The organism is Micromonospora sp. NPDC049359, from assembly GCF_044466585.1.
Lineage (GTDB): Bacteria > Actinomycetota > Actinomycetes > Mycobacteriales > Micromonosporaceae > Micromonospora.
The window spans coordinates 291,818-307,262 of sequence record NZ_JBITMW010000008.1 but is presented as its reverse complement, the minus strand read 5'-3'; the positions used below and the strand labels follow the sequence as shown (position 1 = coordinate 307,262).

Below are 15,445 nucleotides of genomic sequence, written 5' to 3'. Positions count from 1 at the left end.
ACCCGGGGTCGGTCGGTTCAGTCGCGGTGGTGGCGGCCGGTGGAGCGCAGCGAGCGACGGCCGCTCTCCTGCTCGGGCTCGTTGTCGGTGACCGGCTTGCTCAGGCCGGCGACCCAGTCGACGAACTCCTCGTCCTGCGAGGGCAGCGGCTCCGCCGCATCGGGCGCGGGCCGGCTCTCCTCGTCGGCCCGCACCCGGTTACGCCGGAACAGCCCGCCGAGCCGCCCTCGCCGGGAGGACCGCCCGTCGTCCGTGGACGTCCGCGCGGGGTCGTTCGCCGGCTCGGCCCTGCCGGCGGTGGTGGACGCGTCGCCCTGCTCCGGTACGACCGGAGTGATCGACGGCGGCACGATGGACCTCGCCAGGGCGGCCATCGCCCTGGCCTGGTCGGTCGTACCGGCGGGGGTCTGGACCGGCGTGCTGACAGCAGGTCCGGCGGTGCCGGCCTCGGCCGCGCTGGTGTTCTGGTCCGGCGTACCGGTGCTCTGATCCGATGCTCTGGTGCGGCGGGTGGTGTCGAAGGCGTCCCAGGTGGGCACCCGGCTCAGGTCGGGCAGGGGTGCCCGGTGCCGGAAGCGGGGCGTCCAGTCGGTCGACTCCTCGGCGCTCACGGGCGCATCCGCCGGTTCCGGGTCGGTCGACGTCGTGTTCCACGACGGGGTGGCCGACCAGGCCGGCGCTGCCGGCGTCCACCGGTCGGCCCCCGCGTCGCCCGCAGTCGGCTCGCCGAACAGCGAAGCGCCGGTGCCACCCTCCGCCGTCGCCGGTCCGGTGCGGCGGCCCGCCCCGGGCTCCGCGACCGGGATGGAGCCGTCGGCGGGCAGGACCGCACCCTCTTCGGCGGCCAGGGCGTCGGGTTCCGCTCCAGCGGTCCGTGCCGCTTCGCCGGGCTCGACGCCTTCACCCTCGGGGGAGGGGCGCGGCGCGTCCTGGCCGAGCGGCTGGTCGGCGCTTGTCACGTCGGCGCCCTTGCCGGCGCGGGCCGTCCGCTTGGCGCGTCCGCCGGTCGTCGCTTCGGTGCTCGTACCGGTGGGCGCCGCTCCGGCGGTTGCCGTCGCGTTGGTGTTCGTCCCGGTGGCCGCTGCCGTGCCGTCCTCGGCCGCGGTCGTCGAGGTGGCGGTCGTCGAGGTGGCGGCCGGTACGGACTTCGGCTTGCGTGAGCGACGCGGCTTGGGCGCGGACACGTCGGCGGCGCTGCCCGCGTCGGCGGCGCTGCCCGCGTCGGCGGCGCTGCCCGCGTCGGCGGCGCTGTCCGTGCTCGTGGTGCCGGCGACCTCCACGACCTGCGGACCCGTGCTCGGCCCAGCCACGTCCACGACCTGCGGGCCTGTGCTCGGCGTGCCGGCATCGGCCACGACCTGCGGATTCGTGCCCTGCGTGCTCGGGGTGCCGGAATTGGTCGCGACCGGCTCGCCGGTGTCGCCCGCGCTCGGCGTGCCCGCGCCGCCCCTGGCCCGCGTGCCTGCCCTACGGGCGACCGGAGTGACGGTGGCGCCCGCAAGCGGAGTGCTCGTGTCACCGGAGCCGTCCGTGCCGACCGGGGCTTCCATGTCGGGCGGCGCTTGCGTGGCGCTGATCGTCGTGCGGTCGCTGCCCGGCTTGTCCCAGCCGGTCGTCGCGCTGTCTGTCGCGCCGTCGCCGCCCGCGTCGGGCGTCGGGCTGACGGCTGCCGATGCGGGCGTGGTGGGCGTCGGGCTGACGGCTGCCGATGCGGGCGTGGTGGACGTCGCAGCGGTACGGGCCGGGTCGGCGGCACCGCCGGTCGCGTCCTCGTCGCGGCTCGACGGCTGCCGCCCGGCGGTGAACTCGCCGGTCGGGTCGGTCAGCCAGGAGGCGCGGGCCGGTGTGCGGTCGTGCCGTGCGCCGGTGGCGAACGGGTCCGGAGTCGCGGCGTCCGCTGCCGACCCGGCGGCGTCGGACCGCTGGCGGGGGCCGGCGGGTCGAGGGGTCTCGCCCGCGCGCGTCGCGTCGGCGGGGACCGGGCCGTGCTGGCCGCTCACCGTGGCAGACGGCCAGTCCCAGTGGGCGGGGACGGTGCGTACACCGGTGGTGTCGTCACCGGCACGCGGACCCGCAGCCGTCTCGACCAGCTGTCGGCCGGCGGGCCCGGGGTGGTCCTCGGCCTGGTCCGCCGGCGTCGCCTGGTCACCGCCCGGCAGCGTCGGGCCGGTGGGCAGCGGACGCAGGATGTCGGTGGGCGCGATCGCCTCGGAGTCGGCGGCGCGGACGCCGACGGGCCAGCGCAGCAGGGCGGCCGCCGCAGCCCCGAGGGCGCCGGCGAGGACGGCGATCAGCGCGCCGTAGTAGGGGGTCGTCTGGTAGCGGTCGACGGCGTCGCCGGGGCCGGCGGTCAGGTAGGCGAACGCCACCAGCACCGGACCCGCCACCCCGGTCGCCGCGCTGATCAGCGGTATCTGGCCGCGCCACCGGGCCAGTCCGGCGGTCGCCGCGCCCGCGAGCAACGCCACCAGGGGCAGCACGAGCAGCGCCAGGCGCTGCGCGGCCGCGTCGTTGAGCCAGTTCGGTTCGAGTACGCCGAGTCGGACCGTGGGCAGCGGGCCGGACGTGCCGAGCGACGGCAGAACGGAGACCAGCGCCAGCAGCCAGATCGTCCCGGCAACGGCCGCCATGTTCCAGCCCAGCACCGGCCGGAGCAGTACGGCGATGGCCGCGCCCGCTCCGATGACCGCGCCGAGGATGGCGCAGATGCCGACCGCCCAGACCGGGTCCACCGAGATCAACTCGGCGGCTCGGGCGGGCTGCATACAGAGCGGGGCGACGGCGGTGGCGCCGAGCGCGGCAGCGCCAGCGATGGCGAGGTGCCGGCCGGTGCTGGCCGGCGGGGTGTCCCGGCGGGCCAGTCGTCCGGTCAGGACGGCGCCGGCCACGGCGGCGTTCGCGGCGAACCAGCCCACCCAGACGAGCTGGGCCGGCCACTGGTTTACCGTCGAGCCGGTGAAGGCGCCGGTGAGCCGGACGATGCCGAAGCCGTACGCGACGCCGAGTTGGCCGGCTCCGGCCAGCACACTCACCCCGAGCGCCGTGAGCAGCAGTCTGCCCCAGGTCCGATAGGCCATGTCGGGCACGTTACGCACCTGGTACACCCGATCGCCACCGGCGCGCCGCGCGGCGCGCCGGGGCACGCCGGGCGGGTCTACTTGAGTTCGACCAGTCGGGCCAGGTATGTCGTGTCCCCGACATTGGTGAGCATGTGTACCGCGCCGGGGTCGCGATAGACGACACCGCCGGTGGGCTCGTCGGCGTCGATCCGGGTCCCGTCGATCGTCTGCACGACGTTCTTCGCGCCCTGGATCGCCACCACCAGGTAGGGGTGGTCGTGCCGGTGCAGGGGCTGACGCTCACCCGGTTCGAGCCGGATGTGCCAGACCCGGACCCGGTCGTTCTCGTACACGACCTCCTGGCCCACGGGCCCGAGTTCGGTGCCGTCGATCACGTCGGTCATCGTCCACCGTCCAGTTGGGGAAGCACCTCGGCGGCGATCAGCTCGAGGTGGTCGAGGTCGTCGAGATCGGTGAGGCGCAGGTGCACCCGGCTCGCGCCGATCTCGGCGAACTCGCCGATCCGCTGCACCAGCTCTGCCGGCGAGCCGACCACCGGGTCCTCCGGCGGCAGCGCGCTCTTCTCGTGCAGGGGCGCGGCCCGTCGGGCGGCCTCCGCGTCGGTACGCCCGATGGCCACCACGATGCCGGCGGAGAGCACCAGCGGCGCTCGCCCGGTCTCGGCCCGACCGGTACGGTCGCACGCCTCCCGAACGCGGTCGTACGCCCCGGCGGTCTCGGCCACGGACTTGAACGGCATGTTGAACTCGTCGGCGTACCGGGCGGCCAGCTCGGGGGTCCGCTTGGGACCGCGGCCGCCCACGATGATCGGCGGACCGGGCACCTGCGCCGGCTTGGGCAGCGCGGGCGCGTCCACCAGCCGGTAGTGGTCACCGGTGAAGCTGTACGTCTCGCCCACCGGGGTGGACCACAGCCCGGTGATCACCTCAAGCTGCTCGGCCAGCCGGTCGAAGCGTTCGCCGACGGCCGGGAACGGGATGCCGTACGACGTGTGCTCGCGCTGGTACCAGCCGGCGCCGATGCCGAGGTCGACCCGGCCGCCGCTCATCTGGTCGACCTGCGCGACCAGCACGGCGAGGGGGCCGGGCAGGCGGAAGGTGGCCGACGTCACCAGGGTGCCGAGCCGGATCCGTTCGGTCTCCCGGGCCAGCGCGGCGAGGGTCAGCCAGGCGTCCGTCGGGCCGGGCAGGCCCGGGTCGTCGCCCATCGACTGGTAGTGGTCGGCCCGCAGGAATCCCTCGAAGCCACCGGCCTCGGCCAGTCGGGCGAACCGGAGCTGGGTGTCGTAGTCGGCACCCCGGTGCGGCTCGGTGAACACCGACACCCGCATGGTCATCGTCCCTCCGCGCCGGCCGTGGCCGGCTGGTCGCGTTCCATCAACAGTTCGTGCAGGTCGGCGCTGACCCGGGCGACGTCGGCGAGGTGGGCGTTGCGGCCCAGGGTGCGTGGACGGGGAATGGCCACCTCGACCACCTTGCGGATCCGGCCGGGCCGGGGGCTCAGCACGATCACCCGGTCGGCGAGCAGCACCGCCTCGTCGATCGAGTGGGTGACGAAGACGATGGTGGGCTTGTTCTCCATGTGCACGCGCTGGAGTTCGCCGGACAGCTCCTCGCGGGTGAGCGCGTCGAGCGCGGAGAACGGCTCGTCCATCAGCATCACCCGGGGTTCGCCGATCAGCGACCGGCACAGCGACACCCGCTGCTGCATGCCGCCGGAGAGTTCGTGCGGCAGCCGCTTCTCGAACCCGGCCAGGCCGGCCACGTCGAGCAGTTGCCGGGCCCGCTCGCGGTGCTTGGCGCGACTCCAGCCGAAGATCTCCACCGGCAGCAGGACGTTGTCCAGCACGCTGCGCCAGGGCAGCAGCGCCGGCTTCTGGAACAGCATGGCGATGTCGCGGCGGGGTCGCGTGATCGGCGTACCGGCCACAGTGATCTCGCCGGAGGTCAGCGGGAGCAGCCCGGCGATCAGCCGCAGCAGGGTGGACTTGCCGCAGCCCGAGCGCCCGAGGACGGCGACGAACTCGCCCTCGGCGACGTCGAGGTCGATGCCGCGTAGGGCTTCGACCTGGCCGGACCGGCCTTCGAAGGTACGCGACACCCCGGACAGTCGGATCATCTGCGGCGGACCTCCGCTGAGTGGACGGTCAGGAATCCGACAAAGGCTAGCCGCCCTGTTGACATGTCGCACCGTCCGGGGTCGTCGTCAGGTTGTTTCCGATCCGCAACCCGGTACGCCTGGCGTCGCAACTGTGGGTTTCTCGTACGCTGTGCCCGCGAAGAGTCCCCTCACGATGGCGGTGCCCGGCTTGCCCCTCCCGCCGGTACCGCCGCGACAACCCCCTCCGGTGGCCTGCGGCCCCGGTCGGAAAGGACATGGTGCTACTGATGAGAAGGCTGACCCGTACGGTCGCTACGGCCGCGCTGGCCACTGCCCTCGCCCTCGTCTCCGCCTGCAGCAGCGGGTCGGACTCGTCCGACGACGCCAAGGGTGGCAAAGACGGAGCACTGGAGAAGGTGACCTACCTCACCTCCTTCGGCAACTTCGGCCGTGACTCCTACGCCTGGGTGGCGAAGGACAAGGGCTTCTTCAAGGAGGCCGGCTTCGACGTCGAGATCAAGGCCGGCCAGGGCACCGGCGGCGTGATCCAGACGGTCGTCGGCGGTCAGGCGGACTTCGGGCCGATCGACCTCACCGGTGGTCTGCTCCAGCTCGGCAACGGTCAGGCGAAGGACTTCACCGCCGTGGCCGCGATCCAGCAGCGCACGATGGCGGGCATCGCCACCGTCGAGGGCAAGAACATCAACTCGCCCAAGGACCTGGAGGGCAAGAAGCTCGCCGACACCCCCGGCTCCGTGGTGCGCAACCTGTTCCCGACGTACGCCCGGCTCGCCGGTGTGGACGCCAGCAAGGTGACCTGGGTCAACGGTGAGGCGCAGGCGCTGATCGGCACGCTGGCCTCCGGCTCGGTGGACGGCATCGGCCAGTTCGTCGTCGGTCAGCCGACGATCGAGGCGGTGTCCAAGAAGAAGGCCGTCATGCTGCCGTACAGCAACGTGATGCAGGACCTCTACGGCAACGTGCTGATCACCTCCAGCAAGATCGCCAAGGAGAAGCCCGAGATGGTGAAGCGGTTCACCGCAGCGCTGCTCAAGGGCCTCGAGTACAGCCTGGCGAACTCCAAGGAGGCCGGCGAGATCCTGAAGAAGAACGTCGACGCCGCCAACCCGGTGGCCGCCGCCGCCGAGCTGGACCTGATGGCCGCGTACGTGCGCTCCGGCAACTCCGGCACCGCGATCGGCACGCTGGACAGCGGCCGGGTGGCGAAGAGCATCGCGATCCTGCAGGGCGCGGGCGCGCTCAAGCAGAACATCACCCCCGAGCAGATCATCGACTTCAGCCTCGCGCCGAAGGCCTGATCGTCCGGTCGTCACCAGGGGGTACGTTCCACCGGTCTCCGGTGGGGCGTACCCCCGTCGCTTGTCGGCCCTCGGGGCCGGCGAATCCTGTCGGCCCTTGCGGGGCCGGCGAACAACGAGGAGGACAAGATGACCGACGTCCGCTCAGCCGAGCCGGCGGTGACGGGGCCCGCACCCTCGGGCGCCGGCCGCCAGGCGCGTCGGGCGGGTCGGGGCGCCGGCCTGCGCGCGGGGACCGGGGCGGCGCTGCTGCCCGCGGCCGGTCTCGTGGTCGCCCTGGCCGTGTGGTGGCTGGTCGCCCGGCTGGAGCTGGTCCACCCGGCCGCCCTGCCGCCGCCGGGGGACGTGCTCAGCGCGTTCGTCGACAAGCCCGCCCAGATGCTGGAGCACACCTGGGCCACCCTGCTGGAGATCCTGATCGGGTTCGTCCTGTCGGCCGCCGCCGGTGTCCTGATCGGACTCTCCCTGGCCAGCTCCCACACGGTCGAGCGGATGTTCACGCCGCTGCTGGTCGCGGTGAACGCCGTGCCGAAGATCACCCTGGGCCCGCTGCTGGTGGTGGCGCTGGGCTGGGGGCAGAAGCCGATCCTGACCATGGTGTTCCTGCTCTGCTTCTTCCCCATCGTGCTGTCCACCGCGACGGGGTTGACCACCACGCCGGCCGACCTGGCCGAGCTGGTCCGGTCCTGGAACGCCTCCCGTTGGCAGGCGTTCCGCAAGGTGCGGTTCCCGGCGGCGCTGCCGCAGATCTTCGTCGGGCTCAAGGTGGCCATGCCGCTGGCGGCCATTGGCGCGGTGATCGGCGAGTTCCAGGCCGGGGAGAAGGGCCTGGGCTACGTGATCACCCAGTACGCGGGCGTCGGCGACACCGCCACCGCCTGGGCGGCGATCATGCTGGTGGCGCTGGTCAGCATCCTGCTCTACTCCGCGCTCGTGCTCGTCGAGCGGATCGCGCTGCCCTGGGTACGAGAGACCACCAGCAGCCGCTGACCCGGTGAGGCGGGAGGCCAGGGTAGATCTTGGGCAGCCCGGCACGGTCGTCTAACAGTCACAACTTCGGTGATACTGCTGCTTCCCGAGTGGCGGAGGCAGCAGTATCACCGAAGTTGCGTGGATCTTGGCGGGTTACCCCGCGAGCCGCCAGCGCCCGTTGCGCGCGACGAGCGTGGTGAGCGCCTGCGGCATGAGCCCCGAGTGGTTGTCGGGCGTCATGCGGATCGGGCCGGAGAGGCCGTCGATCTGGGACGTCTCCAACACGTCCCGGATGCCGTCCCGGTCGACCTTCCCCGCCGGGCCGCCGGCCCGCAGTTCGGCGTCGGCGATCAGCTGGATCGCGTCGGCGGCGAAGGAGGACGAGCCGTTGTAGCCGCCGAAGCGGGCCGTGTAGTCCTGGAACCACTGCCGCCGGGCCGCCTTCGCCGGCGTGGTGGCGATCACGTCGTCGATGACCATGGTCTGGGTGAAGACCATCGTGGCCTTCTCGGTGGCCCGGGCCGCCGCGCCGAGGAAGAGGTCGCCGGCCGCTCCCGCGTCGAAGAAGAGCGACCCGCGGAACGCGGCCTGCTGGGCGCTGGTCGCGGCGAGCGCGGCCTGCTCCGGCGGGGTCCAGACGACCAGCGCGTCGGGCTTGAGCTTGACGAGCTTGCCGATCTGCTGGCCGACCTCGGTGTCGGTGGTCTTCACCGATTCCTCGCCGGCCACCTTGATGGTGGTCTTGCCCAGTTCGCGGCGCAGCGCGAGGACGCCCTCGCGGCCGTAGTCGTCGTTACTGGCGAGCAGGGCGACCTTGCGGACGTTCTTGCGACGCAGTTCGGTGGTGAGCGCCGAGGCGCTGTCGGCCGCGTTCGGGCCCAGCTTGAACACGTAGCGCCGGTCGGCGACCGGGCTCGAGATCGCCCCGGAAGCGGCCAGCGCAATGGTGGGAATCCGCTTCTCGTTGATGACGCCGACCGCGCCGACCGCGCATTCGCTACAACCGCCCATGACGATCGCGCTGACCCGGGAATCGCTGCTGAAGTCCGCGATGTTGCGCAGTGACTCGGCAGCGTCGGAACGGTTGTCCTTGATCCTAAGGTCGATCTTCCGGCCGTTCAGTGCTCCGGAGGAGTTCAACTGGTCTCTCTTGAGTTCCAGCGCGCGCTGGTATGCCCGGCCCATTGGTGCCGCGGCACCGGAGAGCTCGAGGTCGGCGGCGATCACGATCGGACTCGTGTCCTGCTCCGCTTCGCCGAACTGGCAGCCGGTGAGCGTGGTGGCCACGAGGGCCGATGCGAGCGCCGCGATGGTCGCGGAGCGGATGGGGCTCAACTCAGTCCTCCAGGTGCGGGCGCGGGCGCTGCCCGGTCACCGCCGCTAATCCGTCCTCAGTGGAGGACGGGATCTCCTCTGCCGTACGGTGTGTGCGCGAAGCCTGCAAAACCTTGCCAATGGCCGGCGCTGTGGTCAAGCGCGGACCCCGGTTGCATTTTCGGGACGGTCATCCCACATGCTGGGGTAACGCAATGTTTGCAAAACCTCACTTTGCATACACGCGTGACCACTCTGGAGTTACATGCCCTGATCAGGGGCTTGCGGAAATGAAGGTATCAGTTGACCGGATCAAGGGTTCCGCGCCGTCCGACCGTTTCCTACCTCACTGCGGCTTCCCAAACACGATCTTCTCTGATGAAATCGCGGCCGTGCCGCGCGTGGTCCCCTCCGCTCCCGGCACGGCTCGGCGGGTCAGGCGGGGAAGAAACGACGGAGGCGATGTCGTGAGCACCGGACCGACGACCCTGCCCGCGATCGGCGGCGATACCGGGCGTACGCGCCGGCGCATGCCGAGGCTGCGGGACGCCCGGATCCGGTCCAAACTGGCGCTGATCCTGGTCGTTCCGGTGGCCGCGGTGATCGCGCTCGCCACCGTCCGACTCATCTCGATCGGCGAGGGCGCCTACGACGCCACCCGGGCCCGGTCGCTCACCGCGCTCGCCATCGACGTCAGCGCGCTGACCCAGGATCTGCAGGCCGAGCGGATGGCGGCGGCGGCCTACCTGGCCACTCCGCAGCAGCCGGCCGACGCGTACAACCTGCGGGTACGCCAGACGCAGCAGCGGGTGGACGAGTACCGCGCCGAGCGTGACCGGATCGGCGAGGTGCCGACGGCGGTGCGGGACCGGCTGGCGGCGATCGACGACCACCTGGCCACCCTGGACGGCACCCGCCAGGAGGTGCTGGACCGCCGGCAGATGGCGGTCGCCGAGGCGGTCCTGCGCTACGGCGTCATCCTCACCGACCTGATCAGCTACGGCGACGGGCTGGCCCAGCTACCCGGCGACGAGAGCCTGGCGGACAGTCGCCGCGCCGTCGCCGCCTTCGCCCGCGCCAAGGCGTCCGTCGCCGAGGAGGAGGCGGTCGCCTTCACCGCGCTGACCGCCGGCCAGCTCGACCCGGAGCAGTTCTCCTCCTTCGTGGCCACGCTGACCAGCCAGCAGGAGGCGCTCGTCGCCTTCTCGCTCGCCGCCGACCCCGTGCAGCGGGCCCTGGTCGACAGCACCGTCTCCGGTGACGCCGTCGGCCTCTCCGACCGGGTCGCCACCGACATCACTCGCTCCGTCGGGCAGCGCGCTCTGGTGAGCGCGCAGGACGCCACCGCGGCCATCGGCGCGGTGAACGACCTGATGCGTTGGGCCGAGATCCAACTGCAGGACCGGCTGCTCGACCAGGCCGACGAGGCACGCTCGGACGTCATCCGGCAGGCCGTGGTCGAGTCGATCCTGGTGCTGCTCACCCTGATCATCGCCGTGTCGCTGGCCGTGGTGCTGGCCCGGTCGCTGAACCACTCGCTGCGCCGCCTGCGCGAGGGCGCGCTCTCGGTGGCCAACCACGACCTGCCGGACGCCGTGCAGCGACTGCAGAACATGGGCAGCGTCGGCGACGGCGGTGTGGACGAGATCGTCCGGCAGGTCCGGGATCCGATCCAGCTCAACAGCCGCGACGAGGTCGGCCAGGTGGCGTCGGCCTTCAACGTCGTCCACCGGGAGGCGGTCCGGGTTGCGGCCGAACAGGCCGCGCTGCGTACCAGCGTCTCGGCGATGTTCCTCAACCTGGCCCGCCGTAGTCAGACCCTGGTCGACCGGATGATCGGCGAGCTGGACGCGATCGAGCGCGGCGAGGAGGACCCGAAGCGGCTGGCCCAGCTCTTCGAGTTGGACCACCTGGCCACCCGAATGCGCCGCAACGACGAGAACCTGCTGGTCCTGGCCGGCGCGGACTCGGCCGTACCGCGCCGCGACGACGCGCTCGTCGTCGACGTGCTGCGCGCCGCCCAGTCCGAGGTCGAGCTGTACAACCGCATCGAGTTCGGCACCGTCGACACCGACATCTCGGTGGCCGCGCACGCGGTCAACGACGTCGTACGCCTCGTCGCCGAACTGCTCGACAACGCCACCCGGTTCTCGCCACCGAACACGACGGTCGTCGCCGACGGTCGCCGCATCCGCGACTACGTGCTGATCCAGATCGAGGATCGCGGGCTCGGCCTCACCGACGAGCAGCTCGACTCGCTCAACCGTCGGCTGGCCGCCCCGCCGAGCGTGGACGTCGCCGCGTTCCGGCTGATGGGTCTGGCCGTGGTGAGCCGGCTCGCGTCCCGCTACGGCATCCGGGTGGAGCTGCGCCGCAACGTCGAGGGCGGCACGGTCGCCCAGGTGACGCTGCCCGCCGCCACCGTGATCCTGCCCAGCAGCCGGGGACGCGAGCAGGCGCTCACCCGCCCCCGTCAGCCGATGGCCGTCGAGCAGACGCCGCTCACCCCGGTCGGCCACGCCGAGTCGTACGCCGGCGCGACCACCACGGCGGCCACGCTGCCGGACCAGTGGCGGAGCAACGCCCCGGCGCCCGCGCAGTGGCAGTCCCCACTCGACACGCGGGACACCACCCCGGCCGTGCAGGCCGGCGGATACACCGGTGCGCGTCCGACGGTGCCGCCCGCCGCCGCGCCGGCCGCGCCGGCACCGCCCGCGCGACCGTCGTACGGCAACGGCAACGGCACTTCGGCGGGTAGCCCCACCGTGGCGTACCCGACCATCGACGCGCTGCCCCGGCGGGGCGCGGCGGCCGACACCACGGACGCCCGGAGCGCGTCGGTGCTGCCGGTCGGTCCGGTCGCCGGGCCGGGCGCGGTCGCCCCGCCGGCGCCGCCCGCGCCGCCGCTCCCGCCCGTGCAGCCCGCCACGCCGTCGCTCCCGCCCGTGCAGCCCGCCGCGCCGGTCGCGCCGCCGACGCCGGCCGCGCCGGTCAGCAACCGGCCGGAGTTCCCCGCCGAAGCGCCGATCTTCCGGGAGATGGAGGCGGTCTGGTTCCGGTCGCACGGCGACGACGCCACCGCGATCTTCACCCGGCCGCAGTTCGACACGCCGCCCCCGCCGGCCGACGCCGGCACGCGGGTCACCAACGGTGGCCCGTCGAGCGCCGCGAAAGCGCCGGCCCGACCGCCGCTGCCCACCCGGACCCCGGGCAGTTCCGAGGGCACCGGAGCGCAGAGCATGGGAAGCATGGACGGATTCGGCACCGCGAAGGCCGGCGGTCGTACCGCCTCGACGCCGACGCCACCACCGTCCTACGCCCCGGCGCCGGCCGCTCCGGCGGCCCCCGTCGCGGCTCCCGCGCCGGCCGCCGCGCCGCCGGCCCCGGACCCGGACGCTTGGCGCACGGCGGCCGACGAGGGGTGGACGCTGGCCAGCCGGGCCGCCGAGCCGGCCCCCGCCGGCACCACCCGCTCGGGTCTGCCGAAGCGGGTGCCGCAGGCGCAGCTCGTGCCGGGCGGTATCGAACCGAAGGGTGGCCGGGACCGCAGCCGGCGGACCCCCGACGAAGTACGCGGCCTGTTGTCGGCCTACCACCGTGGCGTGCAGCGCGGTAGGTCGGCTGGTACGGACCTGAACAGCACCTCGACCAAGGAGAGCCGATGAACAGGCCAGCTGCCATGCAGGACATGGGTTGGCTGCTCACCAACTTCGCCGACAGCGTGGCCGGTATCGCCCACGTGGTGGCGGTGTCCGCCGACGGGCTGCTGCTCGCGTCCTCCCGGGACCTGCCGGGGGACCGGGCCGACCAGCTCGCCGCGATCACCTCCGGCGTGGTGAGCCTGACCGAGGGTGCGGCCCGGATGTTCAGCGCGGGCGGTGTGTTGCAGACCGTCATCGAGATGGACAGCGGTTACCTGTTCCTCATGTCGATCAGCGACGGTTCGTCGATGGCCGTGCTGGCCGCGCGGAGCTGTGACGTGGGCCAGGTGGGCTACGAGATGGCGCTGCTGGTGGAACGGGTGGGCGCGGCGCTGGTGCCGCTGCCCCGGGACGCGGTGCGTTCGTAGCGCCACAGTCCGGCGCGCGGACCGCGCGCCGGAGCAGGGAGGGGAGGCGGTCTCTACCGGCTCCGCGGGAGACGAGGAGGTGATCGGGGATGGACCAACGACGCGTTGACCCGCGTGGCGCGTTGGTGCGTCCGTACGCGGTCACCCGTGGTCGTACCGAGCCCCGGCAGGACATCGCCCTCGAGGCGGTCCTCACCTCCTCTCCCACCCAGGTTGCCGAGTCCCGTTTCGCGGGGCACGACAAGCACCGAATCGCCACGGTCTGCGAGGGCCGTGCACAGTCGCTGGCGGAGATCGCCGCGTACACCCGGATGCCGCTGGGCGTCGCCCGGGTGCTGGTCGCCGACATGGTGGCCGAGAGCCTGCTGACGTTACACACTGCTGCTCCCGCCGAGGGGTTCGAGGAGCGGATGGAACTGCTTGGAAGGGTGCTAAGTGGACTTCGCAGGCTATGACCCCGCTGGGGGGCGGCAGCCGAGCCGGGGAATCGTCTCCGCGAAGATCGTCGTCGCGGGCGGTTTCGGCGTCGGTAAGACGACCCTGGTCGGCGCGATCTCCGAGATCACGCCGTTGACGACCGAGGCGGTGATGACCGCGGCCGGTGTCGGCATCGACGACCCGTCCAAGGTGCCCGGCAAGGAGACCACCACGGTCGCCATGGACTTCGGTCGTATCACCATGGCCCAGGACCTGATCCTGTACCTGTTCGGTACGCCGGGTCAGACCCGCTTCTGGTTCATGTGGGATGAGATCATCCGAGGGGCGGTGGGTGCCGCCGTCCTGGTGGACACCCGTCGGATCACGGACGCGTTCGCCCCGCTGGACTACTTCGAGAACCGGAACCTGCCGTACGTGGTGGCGCTGAACAACTTCGACGGCGCTCCCCAGTATGAGCTGGAGGAGATCCGCGAGGCGCTGGCCATCTCGCCGCAGGTGCCGCTGGTCATGACCGACGCCCGGCAGCGGGACTCGGTCAAGCAGGTGCTGGTGACGGTGGTCGAGCACGCCATGCTCCGCCTCCAGGCGGAGCACGGCCGGGGCTTCCCCACGCCGGTCGGCTGAACCCACGGTCACGGCCGGCTGGATCCACGGTCACCGCCGACTGAACCCACGGCCACGGCCGGCTGGCGACAGCCGGCCGTGGCGCGTTTCAGTCGACCCGGAGCCGGTAGCCGCGCTTCACCACGGTCTGCACCACCCGGGGCGCGCGCAGACCGGCACGCAGCCGGGCCACCGCCATCTCCACGGCGTGCTCGTCCGCGCCCCGGGGCAGGGTCCGCAGCAGGGCGGTACGCGACAGCACCCGGCCCGGGGACTGCGCCAGCGCCCGCAGCACGGCCATCGGCGCGGGAGCGAGGGGCCGCAAGTCGCCGTCGATCACCGCGGCGTGCCCGCGCAACGTGAGCAGGTGGCCGCCGGCCTTGAAGGTCACGGTCCGCCGGGGCAGCTCGTCGACGATGGTGCGAACCAGGGCACCCAGCCGGGCGCGGCCGGGCGCGCTCACCGGCACCCCGAGCCGGAGCAACGGCTCGGCGGTCACCGCGCCGACGCAACAAGCCAGCACGTCGGTGCGGAACGCGGACACCACCGCGTCGGTACGGTCGCCGGCCGCCCGCAGCAGCGCCTCGACCGCCGGCGCGGAGGTGAATGTCACCGCGTCCACCAGCCGGCCGGCGATCAGGTCGATCAGCCGGTGCAGCGGAGCAGGGTCCGTCGGTGGCGCCCAGCGGTAGACCGGCACCTCGATCACCGTCGCGCCGGCCGCCTCCAGCGCGAGGGTGCACTCGGGCTGCCGCTCACCGTGCAACTGCATGGCGATCACCTGCCCGGCCACCCCCCGCCGACGCAGGTGGTCGACCACCTCGTCGCAGCTCTCCGACGCCGGTGACCACTGGTCGTGCAGGCCGGCCGCACGGATCGCGCCGCGCGCCTTGGGACCCCGGGCGACGACGTACGAGCTGGCGAGCACCGAACGCAGCGGCTCGGCCAGCCCCCAGCCCTCGGCCGCCTCCAGCCACCCACGCATCCCGATGCCGGTGTTGGCCATCAGGATGTCGGGTGGCTGGTCGAGGCAGGCGCGGGTCGCTTCGCGCAGTTCGCTGTCGTCGGACAGCGGCACGATCCGCAGCGCCGGGGCGAGCACCACGCGTGCGCCCCGGCGTTCGAGCAGCGCGGCCAACTCGTCGCGCCGCCGGTCGGCGGTCACCCCGATGGTGAAGCCGGCCAGTTCTTCCCGCATCAGTCCTCCCGTCGCAACCGCACTTCGACGATCCCGTCGTGGCAGCGCGTGTCGTGCCGGGCCACGGTCACCCCGGGCAGGTCGAGGCACTCCCCGGTGCGCAGGTCGTACACCTGCTTGTGCAGCGGCGACGCGACCGTCGGCACTCCGCCACGGCTGCCCACGATGCCCCGGGACAGCACGTACGCGCCGGTGACCGGGTCGCGGTTGTCGATCGCGAACAGCCCGTCCACGGTGTGGAAGAGAGCCACCTGCACGCCGTCGACCAGGGCGGCGACACCCCGCTCCGGTTCCAGCCGGTCGAGAGGGCAGACCGCCGTCCAGCCGAGGGTGGTCCTGGTGGTCATCGTGA

The 15,445-nt window shown here is 72.7% G+C and carries 12 protein-coding genes and 2 pseudogenes; 7 read left to right on the top strand and 7 right to left on the bottom strand.

Features of this window, described 5'->3' with window-relative positions; translation table 11 throughout:
• Positions 1 to 17: 17 nt before the first annotated feature.
• The 4 genes from ACIBTX_RS20410 to ACIBTX_RS20395 all read right to left on the bottom strand — a co-directional run bounded on the left by ACIBTX_RS20410 (position 18) and on the right by ACIBTX_RS20395 (position 5,198).
• Positions 18 to 3,077, bottom strand: coding sequence for a hypothetical protein (locus tag ACIBTX_RS20410; protein ID WP_396832840.1), 3,060 nt, complete (start codon positions 3,075 to 3,077; stop codon positions 18 to 20).
• 77 nt (positions 3,078 to 3,154) lie between these two features.
• Positions 3,155 to 3,463 carry a cupin gene (locus ACIBTX_RS20405; RefSeq protein WP_355050737.1) on the bottom strand — a complete coding sequence of 103 codons (309 nt, stop codon included), beginning with the start codon at positions 3,461 to 3,463 and terminating at the stop codon, positions 3,155 to 3,157.
• Positions 3,460 to 4,410: an LLM class F420-dependent oxidoreductase gene (locus tag ACIBTX_RS20400; protein ID WP_357126598.1), complete on the bottom strand. Its 951-nt coding sequence runs from the start codon at positions 4,408 to 4,410 to the stop codon at positions 3,460 to 3,462. Before ACIBTX_RS20400 ends, ACIBTX_RS20405 begins: the two co-directional genes overlap by 4 nt.
• Before the next feature lie 2 nt (positions 4,411 to 4,412).
• Positions 4,413 to 5,198 carry an ABC transporter ATP-binding protein gene (locus ACIBTX_RS20395; protein ID WP_357126451.1) on the bottom strand — a complete coding sequence of 262 codons (786 nt, stop codon included), beginning with the start codon at positions 5,196 to 5,198 and terminating at the stop codon, positions 4,413 to 4,415.
• A 269-nt stretch (positions 5,199 to 5,467) separates the two neighbouring features.
• On the opposite strand from ACIBTX_RS20395, the gene ACIBTX_RS20390 reads away from it, so the two are divergent.
• Entirely contained in the window at positions 5,468 to 6,499 is a 1,032-nt protein-coding gene (locus ACIBTX_RS20390) for an ABC transporter substrate-binding protein (RefSeq protein WP_355050735.1), read from the top strand.
• A gap of 129 nt (positions 6,500 to 6,628) precedes the next feature.
• A complete protein-coding gene (locus tag ACIBTX_RS20385; protein ID WP_396832839.1) occupies positions 6,629 to 7,489 on the top strand; it encodes an ABC transporter permease in 861 nt (286 codons plus the stop codon).
• 135 nt (positions 7,490 to 7,624) lie between these two features.
• Here ACIBTX_RS20385 and ACIBTX_RS20380 read toward each other — a convergent pair whose 3' ends face one another.
• On the bottom strand, positions 7,625 to 8,806 hold the full coding sequence (locus ACIBTX_RS20380) for an ABC transporter substrate-binding protein (RefSeq protein ID WP_357126444.1): 1,182 nt from the start codon (positions 8,804 to 8,806) through the stop codon (positions 7,625 to 7,627).
• A 446-nt stretch (positions 8,807 to 9,252) separates the two neighbouring features.
• Between ACIBTX_RS20380 and ACIBTX_RS20375 the strand changes: the two are divergent.
• From ACIBTX_RS20375 to ACIBTX_RS20355, 5 genes and pseudogenes are all read left to right on the top strand, one after another.
• Positions 9,253 to 11,893 (top strand): annotated as a pseudogene (locus ACIBTX_RS20375) (nitrate- and nitrite sensing domain-containing protein); the annotation flags it as partial.
• A 164-nt stretch (positions 11,894 to 12,057) separates the two neighbouring features.
• Positions 12,058 to 12,450, top strand: a pseudogene (locus tag ACIBTX_RS20370) (ATPase); the annotation flags it as partial.
• Positions 12,447 to 12,854: a roadblock/LC7 domain-containing protein gene (locus ACIBTX_RS20365; protein ID WP_007465177.1), complete on the top strand. Its 408-nt coding sequence runs from the start codon at positions 12,447 to 12,449 to the stop codon at positions 12,852 to 12,854. The pseudogene ACIBTX_RS20370 and the gene ACIBTX_RS20365, both read left to right, overlap by 4 nt.
• A gap of 89 nt (positions 12,855 to 12,943) precedes the next feature.
• Positions 12,944 to 13,309 (top strand): DUF742 domain-containing protein, encoded by a 366-nt coding sequence (locus ACIBTX_RS20360; protein ID WP_282305307.1) that lies wholly within the window; start codon positions 12,944 to 12,946, stop codon positions 13,307 to 13,309.
• Positions 13,290 to 13,916 carry an ATP/GTP-binding protein gene (locus ACIBTX_RS20355; protein WP_357126437.1) on the top strand — a complete coding sequence of 209 codons (627 nt, stop codon included), beginning with the start codon at positions 13,290 to 13,292 and terminating at the stop codon, positions 13,914 to 13,916. Before ACIBTX_RS20360 ends, ACIBTX_RS20355 begins: the two co-directional genes overlap by 20 nt.
• A gap of 88 nt (positions 13,917 to 14,004) precedes the next feature.
• Here the strand turns inward: ACIBTX_RS20355 and ACIBTX_RS20350 are convergent, their stop codons facing one another.
• Together ACIBTX_RS20350 and nirD are read right to left on the bottom strand one after the other, a co-directional pair.
• Positions 14,005 to 15,093 (bottom strand): uroporphyrinogen-III synthase, encoded by a 1,089-nt coding sequence (locus ACIBTX_RS20350; RefSeq protein ID WP_355050730.1) that lies wholly within the window; start codon positions 15,091 to 15,093, stop codon positions 14,005 to 14,007.
• Entirely contained in the window at positions 15,093 to 15,440 is a 348-nt protein-coding gene (gene nirD / locus ACIBTX_RS20345) for a nitrite reductase small subunit NirD (RefSeq protein WP_357126595.1), read from the bottom strand. Before nirD ends, ACIBTX_RS20350 begins: the two co-directional genes overlap by 1 nt.
• Positions 15,441 to 15,445 lie beyond the last annotated feature (5 nt).

Bases quoted from the DNA above. Each gene is read 5' to 3' on its own strand.
- ACIBTX_RS20410 (WP_396832840.1), bottom strand. From the start codon at position 3,077: ATGGCCTATCGGACCTGGGGCAGACTGCTGCTCACGGCGCTCGGGGTG.
- ACIBTX_RS20405 (WP_355050737.1), bottom strand. From the start codon at position 3,463: ATGACCGACGTGATCGACGGCACCGAACTCGGGCCCGTGGGCCAGGAG.
- ACIBTX_RS20400 (WP_357126598.1), bottom strand. From the start codon at position 4,410: ATGCGGGTGTCGGTGTTCACCGAGCCGCACCGGGGTGCCGACTACGAC.
- ACIBTX_RS20395 (WP_357126451.1), bottom strand. From the start codon at position 5,198: ATGATCCGACTGTCCGGGGTGTCGCGTACCTTCGAAGGCCGGTCCGGC.
- ACIBTX_RS20390 (WP_355050735.1), top strand. From the start codon at position 5,468: ATGAGAAGGCTGACCCGTACGGTCGCTACGGCCGCGCTGGCCACTGCC.
- ACIBTX_RS20385 (WP_396832839.1), top strand. From the start codon at position 6,629: ATGACCGACGTCCGCTCAGCCGAGCCGGCGGTGACGGGGCCCGCACCC.
- ACIBTX_RS20365 (WP_007465177.1), top strand. From the start codon at position 12,447: ATGAACAGGCCAGCTGCCATGCAGGACATGGGTTGGCTGCTCACCAAC.
- ACIBTX_RS20360 (WP_282305307.1), top strand. From the start codon at position 12,944: ATGGACCAACGACGCGTTGACCCGCGTGGCGCGTTGGTGCGTCCGTAC.
- ACIBTX_RS20350 (WP_355050730.1), bottom strand. From the start codon at position 15,093: ATGCGGGAAGAACTGGCCGGCTTCACCATCGGGGTGACCGCCGACCGG.
- nirD (WP_357126595.1), bottom strand. From the start codon at position 15,440: ATGACCACCAGGACCACCCTCGGCTGGACGGCGGTCTGCCCTCTCGAC.